Origin of the sequence: Methanolobus sp. ZRKC5 (genome assembly GCF_038446525.1) — an archaeon.
Classification (GTDB): Archaea; Halobacteriota; Methanosarcinia; order Methanosarcinales; family Methanosarcinaceae; genus Methanolobus.
In genome coordinates, this window is record NZ_CP151792.1 from 928,508 (window position 1) to 950,589 (window position 22,082).

A 22,082-nucleotide genomic window follows, 5' to 3' on the forward strand; every position below is an offset into this window, starting at 1 on the left:
TTACCACCTCAGTATGTTAATGGTGTCAAGACTAATTGTGTCCTTCATTCTGTAAATGGACATCAATATAGCAAATCCAATTGCTGCTTCACATGCTGCCAGTGCGATGGAGAACAAAGCAAATACCTGTCCTGTAAGATCACCATTGTAGCTTGAAAATGCCACAAGGTTAAGGTTTGCTGAGTTAAGCATCAATTCTATGCACATCAGAATACGGATACCACTGCGCTGTGTCATCAGTCCATAAAGACCTATGGAAAAGATAACTGCAGAAAGAGCTAGGTAAGCGACGATTGGTATCATCAATTATCATCTCCTTTTGCCATGTAGATAGCACCCATCAATGCGGACAACAATACGATGGATAATATTTCGAACGGAACCACGAAATCTGTAAAGATCAGCACTCCGATGCCCTCAATGTTACTCTGGTCATCCAGGTTTTGAGGGATCTGATCAAGTGATGGCCAGCCAGTTGAAGCAACTGCCACAAGTATGACTGACAGGAACAGAAGCGCAACTACCATACCCAATATACGTGGTTTCAGATAGTTATACGCAGACGTGATTATCTGCATCAAGGAGAATGAGATTGTTTTATTCAGCATCTGTACCAAACTCCTTCTTTGTAAGCATTACAGCGAACAGGATCAATACTCCTATTGCACCGATGTATACGAGTACCTGTACTACGCCAAGGAACTGTGCATTGAGCAATATGTAAAGAGCTGCAACAATGAACATTGTAACTACAAGCGCAATGGCTGCTCTTACTACATCTTTAGCAGTCACCACAAACAGTGAGAATACTATTGCTGCAAATGCCAGTATCGCAAAGACGATCATTTCAATAATTGAGCCTATTGTGGTGTCCATCTGCTCACCTCTTCACCAGCTTCATCTTCAGCATTAATGTCAACTTCCCTTGCCAGCATGTCTGGTGTAAAGAGAAGATCCTCATGATTCCAGCGGATAATACCTGTCAAATACACTTTTGAGTTTGACAACGCTTCCTTTGGACACTGATCGATACAAAGACCACAGAACAGACAGTGACCGACATCTATTGCAGGGAACCATCTCTGTTTATCACTCTCTGGATTGATACGTGCCCTTATGATCTTAATAGCATTGTTGGGACATGTATTGGCACATATTCCACAACCTATACATTTATCTTTATCCAGTTTTTGCAAGCCCCTGAACCTGTCCGAAAGTTTTGTAGCTACTTCCGGGCACATTCTTGTTACTGTGGGACCGAAATAAATATTTTTAACTGCTGTTATGATATTTTTAATAACCATTCATTCACACCCCCAGCAGGCCAAGTGCAATTACCCACCCAAGGTTAAGTAGGGCTAATGGCAGAAGCCTTTTCCAGCTCAGGTCTACTACCTGATCGATCCTGTATCTTGGAACTGCCCATCTGATCATGATAATTGTAAGAATTACCAATGCTACCTTTCCTAAGTAGAAAGCAGTTGGAAGGATAATACCAAGAATAACGTTGGAAGTCAGTGCTGCAGGCAGGTTCCATCCTCCGAGGAACAACAGAACAATAAGCATTGAACCAAGGATAAGGTGGATATATTCTGCGAAGAAACCAAGACCAAATCTCATACCTGTATATTCAGTGATCCATCCGGCAATGAGTTCTTCCTCAGATTCGTTCTGGTCAAAAGGAAGACGACCCATGTCTGCCATAAGAGCAATGAAAAATACAATGAATCCTATTGGCTGCTTGATTATGAACCAGAGAGGATTCTGTGCCTGAGCTATCTCTATAATATTCAGTGAACCAGCCATGATGGCTACACTCACTATACAAATTCCAAGAGGAACCTCGTATCCGATCATACGTGCAAAGTTCCTGAAAGCACCAAGAAGAGAGTACTTGTTGTTTGCACTGTATGCGATCATGAAAATACCGATAACAGAAATAGCTGATACAGCTTCAATGTAAAGAACACTGATATCCATATCTGTTGCCGCAATCGGGTACGTCACACCATTGATGATTATCGCACCGAACGGAATTGCCACAAGCATAAGGAAAACAGAACCCATTAGAAGAATAGGTGCTGAAACGAACAATAGTCTGTCAGCATTCTTTGGAATGATATCCTCTTTGGTGAACAGCTTGATAGCATCTGCGACAAGCTGGAGTAATCCATGAAAACCTGTCCTCATCGGACCGTATCTCTGCTGGATATCTGCAGAAAGTTTACGCTCAAACCACACAACAGCCATCGCACCGAGGAATACGCCACCCATTAGGCACAGGCCAAGGATACCTCTTAGAAGTGGATTATAAATTATATCTTCTAATTGCATCATCATGATCACCTGTCGACCTCACTGGTACATGTGTCCATACTTCCGGCAATGGTCACGATGTCAGCTACAGTCACGCCTTTAAGAAGTGGTGGTAGTGTCTGTAAAGTTGGATACACAGGTCCTCTTATCTTTACACGATATGGTTTGTCTGATCCATCAGAAACCATATAGAATCCCATTTCTCCTCTTGGAGCCTCTACGCGGTGGAAAACCTCTCCGGCAGGAATTCTCATAACGGGTGACCTCTTACCATACGCCGTACCTTCGGGGAAGAGAGGTCCGGATGGAATCTGGTCAAGGCACTGCTCTACAATGTACATGCTCTCGCGCATTTCATCAAGACGCACCTGAATCCTGGCATAGACATCACCGGCTTTCTGGACACATACCTTGAAATCAAGGTCCTTATAGACAAGGTAAGGTTCATCCCTGCGTATATCAAAAGCAACACCAGTTGCCCTGAGTGGAGGACCGGAAACACCAAGATCCTTTGCAACATCTGCTGTAAGTGTGCCCACACCCACTGTTCTGGCCTTATAGATAGAGTCAGTACTGAATAATTCCTCATACTGATCAATTGCCTTTTTCAGGTTTCCAAAGACATATTTCACGTCATCCTTGAATCCATCAGGCAGATCATCCTTCACACCACCAAAACGCAGGAAACTGTGCGTGATACGAGCTCCTGTAACGGAGTCCATAACAGACATAAGATCTTCCCTGTCCCTAATGGTATACATAAACATACTCACAAACCCGACAAAACCTGCATATTCACCCATACCAAGTATGTGGCTCTGTATTCTGGAAAGCTCTTCCATGATCACACGGATATACTGAGCTCTTTCAGGTACTTCGATACCTGCAAGTTTTTCAACACAACCGACATATGCCTCTTCATTGGTAAGTGCTTCAAGATAGCAGATCCTATCCACTATGGTAATACCCTGAAGATATGTCTTGTTTTCAAGGATCTTTTCAATACCCTTGTGGATATAACCCATTTCGACCTCAGAGTCCACAATAGTCTCGCCCCTTAATTTTGCATTAAGCCTGAACGGACCTGGCAGCATAGGATGTTGCGGACCAAGGTGTATTATCATTTCAGAAGGCCCAACTGTTTCTTCCATACTTTAACCCTCACACTAAATTTTTAGCAGTCTTGTTGGGGAAGCCTTCGTAATCCTTACGAAGTGGCCACTCACCGAGCATCTCTATAGGAAGTACAAGAGGTTTAAGGTCGGGGTGGTTAAGATACTTCACACCAAACAGTTCGTACGTTTCTCTTTCGTACCAGTTCGCATTCCAGTAAACAGGCACTACGGATTCTATCACAGGGTTTTCCCTTGGGAGGAGAGCCTTCATGGTCAGAATTACCGGATGATCGTAGGAACCTATTATGTATATTACTTCGATCTCATTCCTGTCCGGATAGTCAGCTCCGAATTCACAGCAGAGATGTCCGAAAGACAGGTCTTCCTTGAGGTAGCGGCATACATCCACTACATTTTGAGGCTTCACCTTTGCAATTACCCTTATGTCAGATTCTACATTAGCATCATAGATATCCTCAGGGAACTTGCCGGTAAGTGAAGCGATTATAGAATTAGCGTCCATTTATCCACCTCAATAATCCGTACCTTTGTCCTTCTTTGCGTCAATCTTTTTCTGAAGCTCAACAAATGCCTGGATTAGAGCTTCACATCTTGGCGGACATCCCGGAACAAAAACATCTATCGGGAATACTTCATCAATGTTCTGATGGGTACTGTATGATTCATAGAATGGACCACCACTTATTGCACAATCACCAAAGCATATGCACCACTTTGGTGCAGGCATCTGATCCCATATCCTCTTTAAAGCTGGCAGATACTTTTTCGTCACATATCCACTAACAATCATTACATCAGCATGTCTTGGAGAGTTACGTGGGATAATACCAAAACGATCGGTATCATAGTGAGCCATACCTGTGGCAAGCAGTTCAACACCACAACAACCCATTGCATTTACCATGAACCACAATGAATTCTTACGACCCCAGTTGAGGACATCCTGAACCTTTGTTTTCTTAATGAAGTCACTGATAGCATTGGTATCAGTAAGCACCATACCTGGAACGTCATCATATCCGACGTCCTGGACTTCAGTTTGTTCGACTTTTGTCTGCTCTATTTCATCCATTTAAGAGCCTCCTTCTTGATTAGGTACACGTAGCCAAACAATACAACAAAAATAAAGACTAACATTTCGATGGTTGCTATTTCAGTAATACCATGTCCTTTGAAGATTGTAGCCCAGGGGTAAAGGAAGAGGACTTCAATATCAAAGAGAACAAAAGCAATGGCATAAAGATAGTATTCGACATTGAATTGTATTCTGGCACTTCCCACGGGAAGGGAGCCAGCTTCATATGTCGTGTACTTTGCTGATGATTTACTCCTCGGACTTAATGTTTTCACAAGGAACATAGTCATAGGAGGCATCAAAAGCGCCACTATAAGAATGATTGCAACCGGTATGTAACTATTGGCTATGTTACTAATATCGATTATTCCTGACATAAACTATTCTCCTGAAAGTTATAAAGGTAGATAGACTATTTGTATAAAGCACCTTCGTGTAAGGGACTAATACAAACACATCTCAAATACATGTAGATAGATAAACAATATCTGTTGGCATATTTTTCAATAGATAGTGTTGGCTAGTAATTGATAATAATTCATTATATTTAAATTGTCTTAATTACGATGTTGAAAGCCTGAAAAGCAAGCCAATAAATACTAGTATAGAAAAAAAGAAATTAATTAAAATTGATTGCAGGAAAAAAAAGTAAGTCACACACTTTTTGGAGAGAAATACTTCTTGATGACAGTGTCACATTCAGAACATGAGATGACCATCCAGTCACCAAGATCCATGCGCTTGTATTTATCAAAAATTGAAGCATTGCATCCAGGACATACGTAATAATCCTTGAAGTAGTAATGATAGAAATGCGGTGTTTTTTCCAGCCACTCAAGAACCTTTTGCATGTGCTCGAAATAACGTCTTTTTGAAGGATGTCCAGTATCATTTACAAGTGCATCTGAAACACGAGCACTGACATCTTTTGTATGCCGGTCTGATTTCTGCGAGATCTTTTTGTAATCAGAGATATACTTTGAAGTGTTATTGAGATAATTCAAATAAGCACCATGTGCCTTCGGTTCGCTTTTCCAGATCGCACGAAGAAAATACTCACCCATAACATCTTCCATGATATCCGCGCAGGTAGTACAGATATTGTACCCTTCATAAAGTTTAAAGTCCTGCAATTCACTACATATATCACAAGTTTCCACGTAACACCCTCCCCTTATTTATCTTCTTTTTGTATACCTACTTAAGAGACTTTGGTGTCATAGCCTCACGAGTAAACATTATAGGAAATATATTAAGCACTGCCAGCAGGTCACCCTCTCTGACTTTGCCAGACTCCTGGCCCAGTACGTAGGCAGAATTTATTATACGCTCACTGTCAACCGGCTTGGCACCACCCTTTGCACCTACCTTGACCAATGAAACAACTGCATGATGGGTGAAAGTACATGGAAGAGCAACCATGTCCGGTTCCAGGTGTATTTCTCTTATATTGATTTTTTTGAATTCACCTGCACGTACCTCAGTATCCTCATTCGAGATCACCATTTCCCATTTTGCACGGGTTGCCATGGTAAATTCATATGGTGCGGCCTTTACTTGCTTAGATGACAATTCTCCATTTTCTCTGGAGACAACCTGGATCACTTCTTTCTTCATAAAACCACTAAAACGAAACTAACCTGTAACTATATATAAATTTTGCATAAACATAACGAATAATCATGATATAAGATAGTCACTTTTTAAGAATTATACAACTTACTTCTTTATGGCACTTTGTTGTCAAAATGCTTTGAGAATCCTTTATACCATCCATATTCCCCAGTACCTGCAAAACATTTTCCTTCAGTGAATGTATATCAAATGTCCGCACTTTCAGTAATATATCATAAGGTTCAAGTAATTCATATATTTCCAATATGTCATCGATATTCTTTAGGCGGTTTATTATATTGATTCTTTTGTTCTGCTCAATGTTAACCCCTATAAAAGTCGTGACATTCAGGCCAACCTCTGTGGTATTCACTTTGACAGTAAACTCATGAATAGTACCTGTTTCACGCATTTTTTCGATTCTTTTGTGCACTGTAGATGTCGCCAGGCCAAGATCGGTTGCAATTTCAGTACTATGCATCCTTGAATTCTTGGAAAGGCGTTCTAATATCGCGAGGTCAACGTCATCCATGATAATATAATTATATGTCCATAATAATAAATATTTCCGTTTGAATCAGCATATCCAACAATATGTGACTTTTATGCAAATAATATCATCTGAAAAACCAATACAACAAAAAACAAAATCAAATAAAGAACAATAAGGCTTTTTATTGTTGAAAACGTTATACAATAAAATCCGGTGAATATACTATGAAAGTGAACGAAAACTGTGTAGGATGTGGCCAATGCATTGCCTTTTGTAAATTTAATGCTATTGAAGTGAGAGGAAAGGCAACTATGACAACTGCCTGTGCAGAATGCAGAGCATGTATCGCATACTGCCCGGTTAAAGCAATTGAGGCATAGAATGAAGGCAATAATTATCGGTTCTGGACTTGGAGGGCTTTTGAGCGCAGCTAAACTTTCAAATTCAGGATATGAAGTAGAGGTCTTTGAACGTCTTCCGATAATAGGCGGAAGGTTCACCAATATACCATACAAAGGTTTCCAGCTAAGCACCGGCGCATTACATATGCTCCCACATGGACCCACCGGACCTCTTGCACAACTTCTTGAAGAGATTGGAGCAAATGTGGAAATCGTTCGTGGAAAACCGGTCTCAGTAATAAGGATTCCTAGAAAAAAAGGAGACACTGATTATAAGTACGGCCATAAAGACCTTCTTTTCGAGAACTTTAAGGTTCCATTTACCCTACTAAACCGCATCAAACTGATGTATTACGCAATTAGCACCCGTAAAACCCCCCCTCGGGGAAAATCCTTTGAGCAATGGTGCAAAGAGCATATTGACCAGGACTGGACGTATCGTATTTCAGATTCTTTCTTTGGATGGGCACTCAGTCTGAAAGCTGCAGATATACCCGTCGAAGAAGCTTTTGCAATTATTGAGAACCTCTACCATTTTGGAGGACCGGGCGTCCCAATGGGAGGATGCAAGGCGATCACAGATGCTCTTGCAGGCGTGATTAGATCAAACGGAGGAACAATACACACATCCTCAGAAGTTACAGGCTTTAAAATCGAAGATGAAACTATCAAAGGCGTTATTCTCAATGAGAAAGAGTATCCGGCAGATATTGTAATAAGTGATATCGGCCATGTGGCTACATCCTGCACGATAGGTGGAAATACAGAGATTTCCGGCATGGAAGAATATGCCCACAAAGCAGATACACTCAAGCCTTCTGCAGGAGTCAAGATATGCCTCTCTTCAGACAAACCACTTATAGGGCATGGAGGAGTATTACTCACACCCTACGCTAAGAGAGTTAACGGAATAAATGAGGTCACAAACATAGACCCAAAAATGGCACCGGAAGGAAAACACCTTACTATGGCACACCAATGTGTTCACTGGAGTGACATGGATAATCTCGATAAAGAAATAGAATTGGGACTTGAGGATCTAAGAGATATTTTTGCAGGAAAGGAATATGAAGTACTTCTGATACAATCATATTCAAATGAATGGCCTGTTAACAGGTCACCCTCGGGTGCAGACCTTAACAACAAAACACCAATAACAAACCTTTATGTAGTAGGAGATGGAGCGAAAGGTAAAGGTGGTATAGAAGTGGAAGGTATTGCGCTTGGAGTTAAGAACTGTATGCAATTAATAATAAAATAGTTATTATAAAAAATGAAATTGATTAAACTTATGTAATTGTTGTATCAAGGAATTTACAATGGATGAATTTGTCACATTTTGCCGAAATGTTTTCGTACCTGTCACAAATATCTGCAGAAATAAGTGCGCATACTGTACATTCAGGCGTGACCCTGATGATCCACAAGCACAACTGATGCACATCGAAGAAATTCTGCCAATCCTTGAACAGGGAAAGAAAGCAGGATGTACAGAAGTGCTTTTTACTTTTGGAGAATATGCCGAGGAAGTACCGGAATACAAAAAATGGTTAGATGACCAGGGTTATTCCAGTACTGTCGATTATATTTGCGAACTTTGCAAACTGGCAATCGATAAAGGCCTTTTACCACATACTAATGCGGGCGTATTGAACTATACGGAACTGGAAAAACTAAAAGCCTTTAATTCCAGTATGGGACTTATGCTTGAAACAACCGCAGAAGTTGCCGCACATGAAGGATCACCTGGAAAAGTGCCGGCCCAAAGGATCAAGACAATACGCTATGCAGGAGAGTTACGCATTCCTTTTACAACTGGTCTCCTCGTGGGCATTGGTGAAACCCTTGATGACAGGATCAATTCCCTGCTGTCTATCGCAGACTTACACGAAGAATATGGTCATATACAGGAAGTGATCATACAGAACTTCACGCCAAAACCGGATACCACCATGGCAGATTTCCCCGCACCTACAGAAGAGGAAATGATGCAGACCATATTGATAGCAAGGGAAATACTCCCAAGTGACGTGGCCATTCAGGTAGCACCAAATCTTATTGATCCTTATCTTTTGATACAATGTGGTGCCAATGACCTTGGAGGAATTTCCCCGACAACTATTGACTGGATAAATCCGGAAGCTGAGTGGCCAAGTGTGTCAGAGCTAAGAAAAATGGTGCAGGAAGTCACACTTAAGGAAAGGTTGCCTATTTATCCACAATACATTAAAAAAGGGTGGTATAGCGATATCCTGAAAGAACTTATAAATGATCTTTCAGATGAAGATGGCTATCGGAAAATATGAGTTCCGACCGGGGCACACAATTTAAATACAAGAGATAAGTATCGGAGAAAATATGAACCCTATTATTCCGAGTGATATTATTGAACGTGCCTATAAAGGCAAGATCACAAAAGAAGATGCACTTTTTCTTTTGACGATCCCTCCGTTCAAACTTTTTGAATTTGCTGACAGGTTACGGCAGGAAACAGTAGGTGATACTGTTACCTACGTAGTCAACCGCAATATAAACTTTACAAACCGATGTATTGGAACCTGTGGTTTCTGCGCATTCAAAGACAATACAGGATATGTATTGGAGATCCCACAAATACTTGAAAAAGTAAGAGAAGCAGAAAACCTTGGAGCAACAGAGGTTTGTATCCAGGGAGGATTGCTTCCAAATGTCGACATCAATTTTTACACAGATATAATAAGGGCGGTTAAAACAGAATACCCACACATCCATACACATGCATTCTCACCTATGGAAGTGTATCATGCTGCAAAACAGAGTGACATAACTGTTGAAGAAGCCCTCATGCACCTTAAAGATGCAGGACTGGATACCATGCCGGGAACTGCGGCGGAGATTCTGTCTGACAGAGTCAGAGATATAATCTGCCCAGGGAAACTCAAGACTGACGAATGGATGGATGTAATCACCAAAGCCCACAAAGCAGGAATAAACACAACTGCAACCATTATGTATGGTCACATCGAAACGATCGAAGAGCGTATTGACCACATGATGATAATAAGAGATATACAGAAAAAGACAGGTGGCTTCCATGAATTCGTGCCATTGACCTTTATGCCCTACAATAACAAAGTGGGTGATGAAATGATAAAGGCCGGAAGGTATGCGACCCCTGGCATGGAAGATCTGAGATTATATGCCCTTGCACGCATAATACTTAATACACACATAGGGAACATCCAGGCAAGCTGGGTCAAGCTCGGAAAGAAACTTGCCCAGGTAGCCTTATTCTGTGGTGTTAATGACCTTGGAGGAACCCTGATGGAAGAAAAAATATCAAGTTCAGCCGGTTCAACAAATGGTCAATTCATGTCCGCACAGGAATTGGAATGGTTCATCGTTTCATCAGGAAGGCAGGCACTTCAAAGAAATACCTCATATAAACCAATCATCAATGCCAGCAACCATGAACAGATGAAACTCAAGGTCGCCTGAGGAAACAATGTATTCTACCATTACAGACGATATTATCGAAAGGGCATACAACGGTGATATTCGCAAAGAAGATGCGATGACATTGCTAGATTCAAGCCCTTTTGAACTTTTTTCCCTTGCAGATGACTTGCGCTACAAAACAGTGGGAAACGATGTCACATACATCACTAACCGCAATATATACCTCACAAATATGTGTGCAGGAAATTGTGGTTTTTGTGCATTTAAGGAAAAAGAAGGATACATCCTTTCAACTGATAAAGTGCTCGAAGAAGTTGAAAGGGCACATAGTGCAGGAGCTATAGAGGTTTGTGTCCAGGGAGGATATATCCCACAACTCAACATGGATTATTATACTGAGATCTTTGATGCTATTAGTTCCAATTATCCTTCAATGAACATACATGCCCTTTCACCGATGGAAGTATTCCATGCTGCAAGAATGGAGAAAATACCAGTTGGTGAAGCTTTCAGTATTTTGAAAGAATGTGGAGTAGGTACATTGACGGGAACGTCTGCTGAGATACTTGCAGACCGCGTAAGGAAGATAATTTGCCCAACCAAAATTACAAAACAACAGTGGATAGACACAATTAAAGCTTCACATAATGCAGGCCTTCGGACAAACGCAACCATGATGTACGGACACGTGGAAACTGCTGAGGAAAGAATAGACCACATCTTCACTATCCAGAATATGCAGAAACTTACCGGCGGATTCACCGAATTCATCCCCATGGCCTTTATGCCATACAACAACAGGATAGGAGAAGAAATGATGCAAGAAGGTAAGTTCATGACCACGGGTATTGCTGACCTCCAATTGCAGGCCATTTCAAGAATAATATTGTACAAGCATATTGATAATATTCAGGCACCGTGGGTGAAACTTGGAAAGAAGTTAGCACAGGTTGCATTGTCCTGTGGAGCTAATGACCTTGGTGGTACTCTTATGGAAGATAAGATCACAGTTGCTTCCGGAGGAACTAACGGAGAATATACCCCGGCGGCCGAAATAGAGTGGTTGATTCGCCAAACAGGTAGAACGCCAAAACAAAGAAATGCACTTTACGAGGCAGTATTATGAAAGCATTGATCCCCTATAAAAAGAAAAATGCCAAATCAAGGCTTTCACCTGCGCTTACCCAAGAGGAACGGGAGGAATTCGTAGAGCTGATGTTAAGAGATGTAGTTGGTACCCTTAAAGAAGCTGAAATTGAGGAGATAGACATACTCACGACACTTGACAATGGAGTACCGAAGGATCTGGAGACAAACGTAGTACTTAGTGAACATGACCTTAACGAAGCTATCAATGACTATCTAGGTTATGAAAAAAAACCTATATTCATAATAATGGCAGATCTTCCCCTTATAAGAGCTAAACACATAAAGGAAATATTGGCAAGACCAGAGGACGTAGTAATCGTTCCTGGGAAAGGCGGAGGTACAAACGTCGTATTCATAAAAGACCCTTCGAATTTCTATGTTAAATATTATGGATCCAGTTTCCTTAACCACTGCAATATAGCAAAAGAACGGAACTGTTCGGTGCATATTTATGATTCTTTCCTATTAAGTACAGATATCGACGAACCCCATGACCTTGTAGAGATAATGCTTCATGGACATGGAAATTCCCGAGAATATATAATAGAAAGATTTGATATGAAAACAGGCAAAGCAAGAGCCAGAATAACTGCCCCTTGTGATGCATAAACCACTTATAGTGCTTATACTATAATGGCTTCCTTAATCATGTTATTTTAATCAGAAAGATATATTTCCCAAAAAATATAGGGATGAATTATACAAATTATAGGTGATAATGGTGACCATCAACGTAAACAAATTCAAATGCGGGTATTGTGGTGCATGTGTAAGCGTATGCCCGGTTGGCGCGCTTGAATTGGTCGAAACCTGGATAGAAGTCAATGAGACATGTACATCTTGTGGTATTTGTGCTAAGATATGCCCGGTTGGAGCTATTGAGGTGAAAAAGTGAAGAGTGAGTACGATGTAGTGGTGATAGGTGCTGGTCCTGCCGGTTCTATAGCAGCAAAAACTGTTGCTCAGAAAGGTCTTGATGTCCTTCTGATAGAAAAAAGACAGGAAATAGGCGACCCTGTAAGATGTGCAGAAGGAGTCAGCAAGATATGGCTAAGGAAGCATATAGAACCTGACCACCGCTGGATCTGTGCAGACGTGAAAGGATCACGCATATATGCACCCGACGGAACTATGATCGAAATGGCAGAAGAGATTGCCGGTGGAGAAGTCGGATATGTCCTTGAACGCAAGCTCTTTGACAGGGCACTGGCATATGAAAGTGCAAAAGCCGGGGCAGAGGTAATGGTCAAAACAAGGGCAACTGACCTTATCATGGAGAACGGTTTTGTAAAAGGTGTAAAGGTCATGCACCTTGGGGAAACATACGATATCAAAACTAAAATTGTCATCGGTGCAGACGGAGTCGAATCAAAAGTAGGCAGATGGGCTGGCATTGACACATCTATCAAACCGGCTGATCTTGAGACCTGTGCTCAGTACCTTATGAGCGGCACAGGTATCGACCAGAACTATTGCTATTTCCATATTGGAAATGAGATAGCTCCAGCTGGTTACGTGTGGATATTCCCAAAAGGAAATGATCTTGCAAATGTTGGAATCGGCATTCTGGGCAGCAAATCCGGAGAAAAAAAGGCCGTTCACTACCTGAATGAATTTGTAAAAAAGACATATCCTAATGCCAGAATCCTGGAAATGGATGTTGGAGGAGTACCTGTTTGTGGCTCTATTGAAAAGACAATAGCCAATGGGCTTATGCTTATCGGAGACGCAGCCAGGCAATCAGACCCAATAACAGGCGGAGGAATTATCAATGCAATGGAAGCTGGAAAGATTGCAGGAGAAGTTGCATATAAGGCAATATCCAAAGGTGACGTTTCAACCAATGCGCTTCAGGAATATGAGAAAAAGTGGCGTACAACAATTGGTTACGAAATCGATAACAGTCTGATAGTCAAGAATACATTTACCAAATTTACGGACAAGGAAATGAATTCTCTGGCGCATTCACTGGAAGGGGTCAATTTTTCCAGTATGAGCCTGTTGGACCTTTTGTATGCACTCTTCAGGGCAAACAAGAAGCTTTTATGGGACCTAAGAGGACTTTTCAAGAATGTCGTGAAGTACGAACTGGACTTTGAACAATAATAAAGTGATTAATTTATCACTTTATTCTTATTTTTCTGTTTTTTGCATTGACTTCTGATTTGTTACACAAGCTTTTTTAACCGCTGTCACCGAGATTACCATAGTCATCTTCGATGGAACAACAGCATGGATAAAAGAAAACTTACAATTTCTGAAATCGAAGAAATGGAATACTACGATTTCATGAGCTATATAGGAGTTCCTTATTTCAATATTGGTGGACCCCTTTCAACTGAAGAACTTGCAGGATTATGCCACATCAATAAAAGTAGCATAGTATTGATGGTAGGATGCGGGAGCGGATTTAGCGCCTGTCATCTGGCAAAGACAATGGGATGTTTTGTGCTTGGAGTAGACATCGCCAGCCTCCCAGTAGAACATGCACGACAGAGAGCCGTTGAGGAAAATATTGAAAACCTGACGGATTTCATTACAGGTGATGCTTATAATCTTCCTTTCATGGGAAATTCCTTTGACATCGTGATAACCGAATTTGTTTCTCAATTCCTTGACAAGAAGAGAGCTTTCACCGAATTTAGGCGTGTGCTTAAAGCAGGAGGATATGCAGGCATTAATGAATTGTACAGGGACGATAATATAGAACCCTACCTTAAAGCGAAGATAGATAAAGCGGAGACTATTTTTACAGAAGTAACTGGATTGCCTTTTTCAATGGAAACGCCGGGAGCATGGCAACATTACTTTGAAAAAACAGAATTTACAGATATAAGAATACATCAGCATAAGCCATTTCAGGGTTTTAAGGATATGTTTGTTACTTTTAAGGCCATGGGAGGCTTTTTGAACACCGCAGGTATAATGTTGAAGATGCTAATATTTGCGATATCGAGCAAAAAAATCAGAAGAAGTTTTTCAAAACTCGATAAAGGAAAAAGGGCTCTGTAGAAATCCTCATTTGAATAATAAAAATAACCTTGACATACCTGTCAAGGTTATGGACTAATATCTTGAATTTGACTTCTTTCACTTGATTCCAATACTTGTCGAATAAGAAAAAGCGATTACTCGCCCTCCCTCTTCTAAGAACCGTACGTGAAAATTTCTCTTCATACGGCTCAAGCATTCTATAACCCTTTAAGTATCAGGCAGTTGTTAGACTTTCCATGATATTTTGCTTCGACGCCACTAGTTTCTGTTTTCTCAGATAGCTTATTCTCCATTTAAAGTATTCTTTGTCTACATATGGGTTCTTATCCATTTTTATGCGTGGATGTCTTACAATCTTTGTATGTGCAAAAGATTTGAGTTTAAGCCCTTCTGTGGAGAATACCCATTTCCTTGACCCTACCCTATGCCAATATCTATCTACTATCCAGTGGTGTGATTTATCTGGATGCCGCCTTTTAGCCCACGTCCATAGCATATCCCATAATCTGGAATCAAGCTTACTGAACGTATTTTTAGAGACAACTGAACGGTGATATTCGCTCCATCCAGTGATAATAGGGTTGAGTTCCTTAATGAGAGAACTCTGAGACCGAGCTTTACCTTTCTTAATCACGTTGCTAATGCTTTTTGTGATATTCTCAATAGATTTGTTCGAGGGCTTGGTTAGAAGTTTACCATTATATTTCCGGAAATTCCATCCCAAGAAGTCAAATCCATCGTCTATGTGTGAAACAAGAGTTTTCTCACGAGATAGTTCTAAACCCCTATCTTTCAAGAATAGTCTGATAACCTCAGCAATATCTTTAGCCACTTCCTCTGAATCAGCAGTGACGATAAAGTCATCTGCGTATCTCACAAAATTGACTTTATGGGAATTATAACTTTTTTTGTTAATAGTTCCCTTCCTGTTTGTATGATATTTGCATGCTATTGCATTTTTCATACCGTCCAATGTGATGTTTGCCAGTACTGGAGATATTATTCCACCTTGAGCAGTACCTGCTTTGGTGGGATTCAGATGTCTATTATACACAAAACCAGCTTTAAGGAATTGCTTTAGTATTGACCGGTCCATAGGAATATTGTTCAAGAGCCATTCGTGATTTATATGATCAAAGCATCCTTTTATGTCGCCTTCCAAAATCCATTGAGCAGAGTTTCTTTTACTCAGACATGCGAACAATTGAGCTTCTGCATCTTTTGAACTTCGATATTTACGGAATCCAAATGATGTTCTGTCTGCTGTGGTTTCTGCTATTGGGCTTAAAGCAAAAGCATATAATGCCTGCATTGCTCTATCGTACATTGTAGGAATGCTTAATGGTCGTTTTTTCTTCTTTCCTTGTTTCTCAATATAGATTCTTCTCAATGGTTTAGCTTTGTAGCTCTTACCAGACAGTTCTAGAACGGCTTTCATCTTAGATTTGGATGTTGTCCATTTTTCTCCATCGATTCCAGCTGTTCTTTTACCTTTGTTCTGTGTTACTTTCTTTACTGCCAATAATTTGGCATGAAAAGAATTGGTAAGCAGGTATTGTAGTCGTTTAACTAAATGCCACTTCTTTTGTCTAACCGCTTTTACAATTCGGGCTTGCAGCTCATTAACGTTCCCTTCGACTGTTTTCCAGTCGATGTCCTCCCACTTGAATGGGATTGAATTGTCTGCAAGCCTCTCACCTGATGGTGTAGTCGAGTATCTTGCATTCATAAGTTTGCCTCCTTTCATGTAATAGAACACCTACGGTAAGTCTGCTCCCTTTCGGGACAAGGCAAATTTTGAACCTCTATGCACTCCATTACAGACTGCCATTTGCTTTCTACCGTTTCCTTTATCCCCTGTGCTATTGTTCATTCTCACGAATTAACTACCTTTTTTTTTTTTTTACAGGAGCACATGGGACTTACCAAGTTCTATAATATGAATAATCACGGAAACCTTAGAAGCCATCTATAGGCCGGGAATCTGTGTCCATTCTCCATAATGTGCAAAAAACCATTATGGCCTGATTCCATACCTTTTGGTCTAAGCGTATCATTCCATTTCGCTTATCAATCATAACGACCCTTACGATGATTTGCATTATACTCTTCATAGTTTCCTTATCCTAGCAGATAGTCAAGGATTGGAATTCCTTGCTTTCCACATTGTCCTGTGAGCTTAACACAATGATGTTACCATTCTATGCATCCCACAGTAGGATTATCCCGAATGGAAGGAATAGCTGTTAAGCAATTCATATTGTAACTTCTTGTCACACTTTAGCCCTGATATCTTCACTATATTTTCTTTTCAAAACAGAAAACATCGTTTCTACCAAATTTCTGTTATGATACAATGCTTTGTCAAATTCCCATACCATTTTTTTGCGATATTTGCCTCTGATTCTCTTCCTTTTTCTTTGTCTCAAAGGAATCATAGCTATCGAATCTAGTTGCTCTCTTGTTAGTGAATGTATGTCTTCTGAATCGTAACCTTTGTCCATCACATAGTACTTTGATTTGCGAGTTTTATGGCATTGCTTCAGTAATTTCATTGCATGTTTTGCATCATGCACAGGTTTACCTGATATTTTAAAACCAGTGACAATGAACTTTGCAGTATCAATAGAGATACTTGTTTTCAGGAAAGATCTTCGTTTCTTTCCTGTTCTCCAGGAATAATAGTAACTACAGTGGCCACTAGTAAACCCACTTGAATCAATAGCAGTAATCTCTATCTGCTCTCCGCGTGAATAGAATAGTTTTAGTGTTTGCTGCAATAATCCAGTGAAGTAGATAGATTTAATTCTTGTAATGAATTTATGCAGTGTAGTAAAATGTGGAACTTCTTTTAATCCAATTCTTGCTTTAACTTTATCCATCACTTCTACAAGTTCAACAATATCTCTATAATCTTCATCAAGATATTCTTTTAACAAAACCAATGTCAATAGCTGGTGTTGGGTATATTTTCTTTTAGAATATTTACAACTATAAATCTGAAGGTGTGAGTTTCCTGATACAGCTAGCGCTGTATCAACAAACTTTAAGTACTTGTTAGGCAAAACACAATCATCCCCTTTTGTGTTTCTATCGCAAGTAATAATCAGGGGATTTATCCTTTTTAAATTATTATGCTAAAATAAAATGTGAAGTAGGTTTTCTACAGAGCCGGAAAAAGAATACTTTTTAACAGCAGAAAGACAAAAAAACATGTAGGTTACATACTTGGAACCGCAAGGAAGCCATATTAATGGTCTGGAAATCAACGTTTCCAGAATTCAGGAGTCAGCATAACGATTACCGTGAATACTTCAAGCCTTCCAATCCACATGTTTGCTATAAGCACTAATTTACCGACAAATGGTACCACGTCAAAGCTTGCCATTGGACCTACCATACCAAATCCGGGACCTATATTCCCAAGTGTGACTATGGAAGATGTTAGCGAACTAATAATATCCATCCCCAACAATGAAAGAAGACCTGTGGATAAAGCAAATATCATGAAGTAAATTACTACAAAAGAGACGATTGCCTGCATTACATCATCAGGAACTGTCTTACCGTTGAGTTTTATTGGTTTTACGGCCCTTGGATGTATGGATTTGAATAAAGCCCGTTGTGCATATTTGAGGAGTAAAAAAAACCTTACTATCTTTATGCCTCCGGAAGTTGAACCGGCACATCCGCCAACAAACATGACTGCAAGCAGTACTATTTTTCCAGAGTCAGACCACAGATTAAAGTCCACGGTTGCAAATCCTGTTGTAGTTGTAATAGAAACTACCTGAAAGATAGCATACCTGAATGCTGTAAGAATTGTTTCTCCCATATCACTCCAAAGACTGAAAGTCAATATCAACGTTGCAACAACAATAACGAGTGAATAGAATTTGAACTCATCATCCTTCAAAAAACTTTGGTTGTCGGTGTATAGTGTTCTGTAGTGAAGCGCAAAGTTAGCTCCTGCAACAAACATGAAAAAAGTGATTATGCCTTCTATAAGAGGGCTGTTAAATGCTGCTATACTGTTAGAATAGGGAGAAAAACCACCACATGCCATTGTGGTAAAGGTGTGTGTGACAGCATCATATATTGACATTTTAGCAAGTACCAGAGCTGTAACCTCTATTATAGAAATGAACAAATATACCATCCATAGTATCTTTGCAGTTTCCCTTATTCTCGGTTTTATTTTATCTTCGGTGGGGCCGGGAGCTTCTGCCCTGAACAACTGCCTTCCGGCAACACCAAGCTTTGGAAGAATGGCGATAAAAAGCATGATGATACCCATTCCTCCAATCCATTGAGTCATATTACGCCAGAAGAGAATACTTTTTGAATGGGATTCTATATCCAGTAAAATAGTAGCTCCGGTTGTCGTAAAACCAGACATGGATTCAAAAATTGCGTTTATAGGACTGAAACCATCCAGCATAAAAGGAATCGAACCGAAAATGGCAGCTGCCAGCCAGCCAAATGCAACAATGGCAAACCCATCCCTTGCCTTCCACTCATCGGTCGATTTATACTTATAAGAAAGCAAGATGCCTGTTAATCCAGTAATAATAACTGCTGCTAAAAATGGATATAAGGAATCACCGTAGTAAAGAGCGACAAGTAAAGGAACTACCATAATAACCCCGAGGAACCTTAGAAGTCCACCCAAAACATTTAATATAACACCGTGATTCAAATATTCCACCCCGATGAATGATTATTTAAAAAGTTTTTCTACCTCTGAATTTGCGGACTGAAGGGAAAACACAACCACCCTGTCGCCTTCCTCTATAACATATTCACCACGGGGAACCACTGTATTACCTTTGTGGACAACCATGCTGACAATCGCACCTGGAGGAAATTTCACACTTTTCAGAGGTTTTCCTACTACCTTTGACTTTTTAGAAGCAGTATACTCAATTATCTCGGCTTTTTCGCCTTCTATGGTTGTGATAGATTCAATGCCTTGTCCAAAAGTAAGTTTTAGAACTTCATTGACCGTAGTTTGTCTTGGACTTACAGCACTGTCAACACCAACCATTTCAAAAAGGGAAACATAATCAGAGCGGTCAGATCGAGCTATAACTTTCTTCACTCCAAGCTGTTTGGCAAGCAATGAGCATAAAAGGTTCTTTTCATCACTATTAGTGACTGATATGACAACATCCATTTCAGAGATCCCTTCTTCCTTTAATAGATTTATATCAGTTCCATCGCCATTGAGAACCAATGCCCCAGGAAGTTCTTCAGCTATAACCATAGACCTTTCTTTATTAGACTCTATGATCTTCAGATCAAACTCACTCTTCGCGACCAGTTTTGCAAGATAGAAACCTACAATTCCGCCACCAATGATCATCACTTTACTTCTTTTGCCGACCTTTTCACCAAACATATCACGGACCTCGGTCATTGAAGCCGGTTTTCCGATTACCACGATATGATCGTTGCCTTTTATTATATCCTCACCATGTGGGATTATTACTTCGGAATCCCTGAAAAGAGCACTTACAATACAGCAATTTGCAAGATGAAGCTCTTGCATATGTTTATTTACAAGAGAATGATTTTCAGGAACTACAAATTCCATCATCTCAACTTTTCCATCTGCAAAATATTCCGCATCAATTGCAGAAGGAATTGCAAGTATCCGGGCAACCTCAGAAGCAAGGGATAGTTCAGGACATACCATGATGTCGATACCTATTTGAGGTCTTTTTGTCACAGGCTTATCAATGTAATCTGGATTACTGACCCTGGCTACGGTTTTTAATTTATCTTTGTCCCTGGCAATGAGTTTGGATCCCATACAGGCAACTATGTTCACCTCATCAGAGCCCGTCACAGCAACCAACAAACCAGCCCCCTCCAGAATATCATGGAGAATGGATACATTGGCACCATTGCCATGCAAAACATGAACGTCAAGCTCATCTGCACGTTCGCATGCTTCTTCATTCTGGTCTATAACAACAACATCGTTTGTCTGGTAAAGAGCCTTAGCGATATGATAGCCAACTTCACCAGCACCAATTATTACGATCTTCATGGTATACCTTCAAAAGGTCATAATTAAAATATTGATATGATACTGAAATCAAAACCGTATAATATGCTTATTGGTTTTTAAGGTTAACCACATAATTAACGAAGCAATATAAATAACTGCCCAAAAAGGATAACGAATTCAAAATGAAAAAATAAAAAATTAGATGTTTTATGAAAAGAACTATATTCCAGCTTCAAAAGCACCTTTCATTTTTCCAAAGATACCTTTGCCACCTTTTGGATTTTTCATATCGGACCCATTTTCAAGCTTCTGGTACTTTTTAAGGAGGTCCTTTTGATCCCCTGTTAGTTTTGTAGGCGTTCTGACAATGATCTTGACAAGCTGGTCACCGTGCGAATGACCATGAAGATGAGGCATTCCTTTGCTCTTCAAACGCAGTATAGAATGCGTCTGGGTTCCGGCTTTAATGTTCATTTTTACTTTTCCATGAAGTGTCGGGACCATTACATCTCCACCAAGTGCTGCCATTGAGAAAGATATTAACTGCTCGTAGAGTATATCGTTTCCTACACGCTGGAACTTGTCATGTGGCTCCACATGAATTACAACGTAAAGATCACCAGATGGTGCACCCGGACTTCCTTCTTCACCTTCGCCCCTTATCTTGAGACGAATTCCGTTGTCAGCTCCTTTAGGGACTTTTACAGAGATCTTACGGACCTTCTTAATCTTACCAGTACCCTTACATGCAGGACATGGAGTCTCAATGACCTGACCTCTTCCGTGACATGCATTACATGTGCTGGTAGACATGAATCTTCCAAATGGAGTGTTACGTGCCTGTGTTACCTGCCCTGAACCATGACATGTAGAACATGTATGGGGACTGGTACCTGATTTTGCACCGGTACCACCACAAGATTCACAGTTCTCAGCCCTTGGGATATTGATAGTAGTATCAACTCCTGTTGCTGCCTGCTCAAGAGTTACTGTCAGATCATAGCGAAGGTCAGACCCTCTGGATGGACCCTGCCTCCTTTGTCCGCCACCAAAACCTCCGAAACCGCCACCACCGCCGAATATGCTTCCAAATATATCCCCAAGATCACTAAACCCACCAAAGTCTGCGTTCCTGAATATATCTTCCTGACTATAACGGCCGTCAATACCTGCATGACCAAACCTGTCATATTGCTCCCTTTTCTCAGTATCAGAAAGGACAGCATATGCTTCAGATATTTCCTTGAACTTCTCTTCAGCATCATCATCCTTATTCTTGTCGGGATGATATTGCATTGCGAGCTTCCTATAAACTTTTTTGATCTCGGATTCTGTGGCATCTTTGGATAAGCCTAATATTTCGTAATAATCGCGTGTTGTGGACATGGATGATTCCCGTTATGCATATGATGGTTATGAAATTGAAACTAAAGGAAGGTAAGATACCTTT

Annotated in this window: 25 protein-coding genes and 2 pseudogenes; 9 read left to right on the forward strand and 18 right to left on the reverse strand. The window is 40.4% G+C overall.

The genetic code is table 11. The features are described from left to right. The 12 genes from fpoK to WN948_RS04425 all read right to left on the reverse strand — a co-directional run bounded on the left by fpoK (position 1) and on the right by WN948_RS04425 (position 6,673). The gene (gene fpoK, locus WN948_RS04370; RefSeq protein ID WP_342306540.1) at positions 1-303 is read right to left on the reverse strand and encodes a F420H2 dehydrogenase subunit FpoK; all 303 of its coding nucleotides are present in this window, start codon (positions 301-303) and stop codon (positions 1-3) included. After that, a complete protein-coding gene (gene fpoJ, locus WN948_RS04375) occupies positions 303-608 on the reverse strand; it encodes a F420H2 dehydrogenase subunit FpoJ (protein ID WP_342305784.1) in 306 nt (101 codons plus the stop codon). Before fpoJ ends, fpoK begins: the two co-directional genes overlap by 1 nt. Then, entirely contained in the window at positions 598-876 is a 279-nt protein-coding gene (locus WN948_RS04380; RefSeq protein ID WP_342305785.1) for an NADH-quinone oxidoreductase subunit J, read from the reverse strand. The genes fpoJ and WN948_RS04380 overlap by 11 nt, the downstream gene beginning before the upstream one ends. Beyond that, entirely contained in the window at positions 861-1,304 is a 444-nt protein-coding gene (fpoI, locus tag WN948_RS04385; protein WP_342305787.1) for a F420H2 dehydrogenase subunit FpoI, read from the reverse strand. The genes WN948_RS04380 and fpoI overlap by 16 nt, the downstream gene beginning before the upstream one ends. A 4-nt stretch (positions 1,305-1,308) precedes the next feature. Beyond that, entirely contained in the window at positions 1,309-2,334 is a 1,026-nt protein-coding gene (fpoH, locus tag WN948_RS04390; RefSeq protein WP_342306541.1) for a F420H2 dehydrogenase subunit FpoH, read from the reverse strand. Positions 2,335-2,342: 8 nt separating this feature from the next. Next, on the reverse strand, positions 2,343-3,467 hold the full coding sequence (gene fpoD / locus WN948_RS04395) for a F420H2 dehydrogenase subunit FpoD (protein WP_342305789.1): 1,125 nt from the start codon (positions 3,465-3,467) through the stop codon (positions 2,343-2,345). A 10-nt stretch (positions 3,468-3,477) separates the two neighbouring features. Further along, complete coding sequence (gene fpoC, locus WN948_RS04400) at positions 3,478-3,954, reverse strand: F420H2 dehydrogenase subunit FpoC (protein ID WP_342305791.1); 477 nt, start codon at positions 3,952-3,954, stop codon at positions 3,478-3,480. Between the two features lie 9 nt (positions 3,955-3,963). Beyond that, a complete protein-coding gene (gene fpoB, locus WN948_RS04405) occupies positions 3,964-4,524 on the reverse strand; it encodes a F(420)H(2) dehydrogenase subunit B (protein WP_342305793.1) in 561 nt (186 codons plus the stop codon). After that, complete coding sequence (gene fpoA / locus WN948_RS04410) at positions 4,512-4,904, reverse strand: F420H2 dehydrogenase subunit FpoA (RefSeq protein ID WP_342305795.1); 393 nt, start codon at positions 4,902-4,904, stop codon at positions 4,512-4,514. The genes fpoB and fpoA overlap by 13 nt, the downstream gene beginning before the upstream one ends. Positions 4,905-5,180: 276 nt before the next feature. Continuing rightward, complete coding sequence (locus WN948_RS04415) at positions 5,181-5,687, reverse strand: hypothetical protein (RefSeq protein WP_342305797.1); 507 nt, start codon at positions 5,685-5,687, stop codon at positions 5,181-5,183. 37 nt (positions 5,688-5,724) lie between these two features. Next, positions 5,725-6,144 (reverse strand): DUF22 domain-containing protein, encoded by a 420-nt coding sequence (locus WN948_RS04420; protein WP_342305799.1) that lies wholly within the window; start codon positions 6,142-6,144, stop codon positions 5,725-5,727. Between the two features lie 79 nt (positions 6,145-6,223). Then, positions 6,224-6,673: an Lrp/AsnC family transcriptional regulator gene (locus WN948_RS04425; RefSeq protein ID WP_342305801.1), complete on the reverse strand. Its 450-nt coding sequence runs from the start codon at positions 6,671-6,673 to the stop codon at positions 6,224-6,226. Positions 6,674-6,858: 185 nt separating this feature from the next. On the opposite strand from WN948_RS04425, the gene WN948_RS04430 reads away from it, so the two are divergent. The 9 genes from WN948_RS04430 to WN948_RS04470 all read left to right on the forward strand — a co-directional run bounded on the left by WN948_RS04430 (position 6,859) and on the right by WN948_RS04470 (position 14,634). Further along, positions 6,859-7,014, forward strand: coding sequence for a 4Fe-4S binding protein (locus WN948_RS04430; RefSeq protein ID WP_342305803.1), 156 nt, complete (start codon positions 6,859-6,861; stop codon positions 7,012-7,014). Position 7,015: 1 nt separating this feature from the next. Further along, positions 7,016-8,296: an NAD(P)/FAD-dependent oxidoreductase gene (locus WN948_RS04435; protein WP_342305805.1), complete on the forward strand. Its 1,281-nt coding sequence runs from the start codon at positions 7,016-7,018 to the stop codon at positions 8,294-8,296. 58 nt (positions 8,297-8,354) lie between these two features. After that, on the forward strand, positions 8,355-9,341 hold the full coding sequence (gene cofG / locus WN948_RS04440) for a 7,8-didemethyl-8-hydroxy-5-deazariboflavin synthase subunit CofG (protein ID WP_342305807.1): 987 nt from the start codon (positions 8,355-8,357) through the stop codon (positions 9,339-9,341). Between the two features lie 52 nt (positions 9,342-9,393). Beyond that, positions 9,394-10,512, forward strand: a complete 1,119-nt coding sequence (gene cofH, locus WN948_RS04445) for a 5-amino-6-(D-ribitylamino)uracil--L-tyrosine 4-hydroxyphenyl transferase CofH (RefSeq protein ID WP_342305809.1) — start codon at positions 9,394-9,396, stop codon at positions 10,510-10,512. 7 nt (positions 10,513-10,519) lie between these two features. Next, positions 10,520-11,599 (forward strand): 5-amino-6-(D-ribitylamino)uracil--L-tyrosine 4-hydroxyphenyl transferase CofH, encoded by a 1,080-nt coding sequence (gene cofH / locus WN948_RS04450; RefSeq protein ID WP_342305810.1) that lies wholly within the window; start codon positions 10,520-10,522, stop codon positions 11,597-11,599. Continuing rightward, positions 11,596-12,231 carry a 2-phospho-L-lactate guanylyltransferase gene (cofC, locus tag WN948_RS04455; RefSeq protein WP_342305811.1) on the forward strand — a complete coding sequence of 212 codons (636 nt, stop codon included), beginning with the start codon at positions 11,596-11,598 and terminating at the stop codon, positions 12,229-12,231. The genes cofH (WN948_RS04450) and cofC overlap by 4 nt, the downstream gene beginning before the upstream one ends. A 109-nt stretch (positions 12,232-12,340) precedes the next feature. Next, positions 12,341-12,517, forward strand: coding sequence for a 4Fe-4S binding protein (locus WN948_RS04460; RefSeq protein ID WP_342305812.1), 177 nt, complete (start codon positions 12,341-12,343; stop codon positions 12,515-12,517). Beyond that, positions 12,514-13,728: an NAD(P)/FAD-dependent oxidoreductase gene (locus tag WN948_RS04465; RefSeq protein WP_342305813.1), complete on the forward strand. Its 1,215-nt coding sequence runs from the start codon at positions 12,514-12,516 to the stop codon at positions 13,726-13,728. Before WN948_RS04460 ends, WN948_RS04465 begins: the two co-directional genes overlap by 4 nt. Before the next feature lie 126 nt (positions 13,729-13,854). Continuing rightward, positions 13,855-14,634: a class I SAM-dependent methyltransferase gene (locus WN948_RS04470; protein WP_342305815.1), complete on the forward strand. Its 780-nt coding sequence runs from the start codon at positions 13,855-13,857 to the stop codon at positions 14,632-14,634. Here WN948_RS04470 and WN948_RS04475 read toward each other — a convergent pair. The 6 genes and pseudogenes from WN948_RS04475 to dnaJ form a co-directional block, all read right to left on the reverse strand. Beyond that, positions 14,588-14,731: pseudogene (locus WN948_RS04475) on the reverse strand (IS5/IS1182 family transposase); the annotation flags it as partial. The gene WN948_RS04470 and the pseudogene WN948_RS04475 overlap by 47 nt on opposite strands. 99 nt (positions 14,732-14,830) lie before the next feature. Continuing rightward, positions 14,831-16,363, reverse strand: coding sequence for a group II intron reverse transcriptase/maturase (gene ltrA / locus WN948_RS04480; protein ID WP_342304721.1), 1,533 nt, complete (start codon positions 16,361-16,363; stop codon positions 14,831-14,833). A 532-nt stretch (positions 16,364-16,895) separates the two neighbouring features. Continuing rightward, positions 16,896-17,681, reverse strand: a pseudogene (locus WN948_RS04485) (IS5 family transposase); the annotation flags it as partial. Positions 17,682-17,881: 200 nt separating this feature from the next. Beyond that, the gene (locus tag WN948_RS04490; RefSeq protein WP_342305816.1) at positions 17,882-19,315 is read right to left on the reverse strand and encodes a TrkH family potassium uptake protein; all 1,434 of its coding nucleotides are present in this window, start codon (positions 19,313-19,315) and stop codon (positions 17,882-17,884) included. Positions 19,316-19,336: 21 nt separating this feature from the next. Further along, on the reverse strand, positions 19,337-20,671 hold the full coding sequence (gene trkA, locus WN948_RS04495) for a Trk system potassium transporter TrkA (protein ID WP_342305817.1): 1,335 nt from the start codon (positions 20,669-20,671) through the stop codon (positions 19,337-19,339). 180 nt (positions 20,672-20,851) lie between these two features. After that, entirely contained in the window at positions 20,852-22,018 is a 1,167-nt protein-coding gene (gene dnaJ, locus WN948_RS04500) for a molecular chaperone DnaJ (protein ID WP_342305818.1), read from the reverse strand. Positions 22,019-22,082 lie beyond the last annotated feature (64 nt).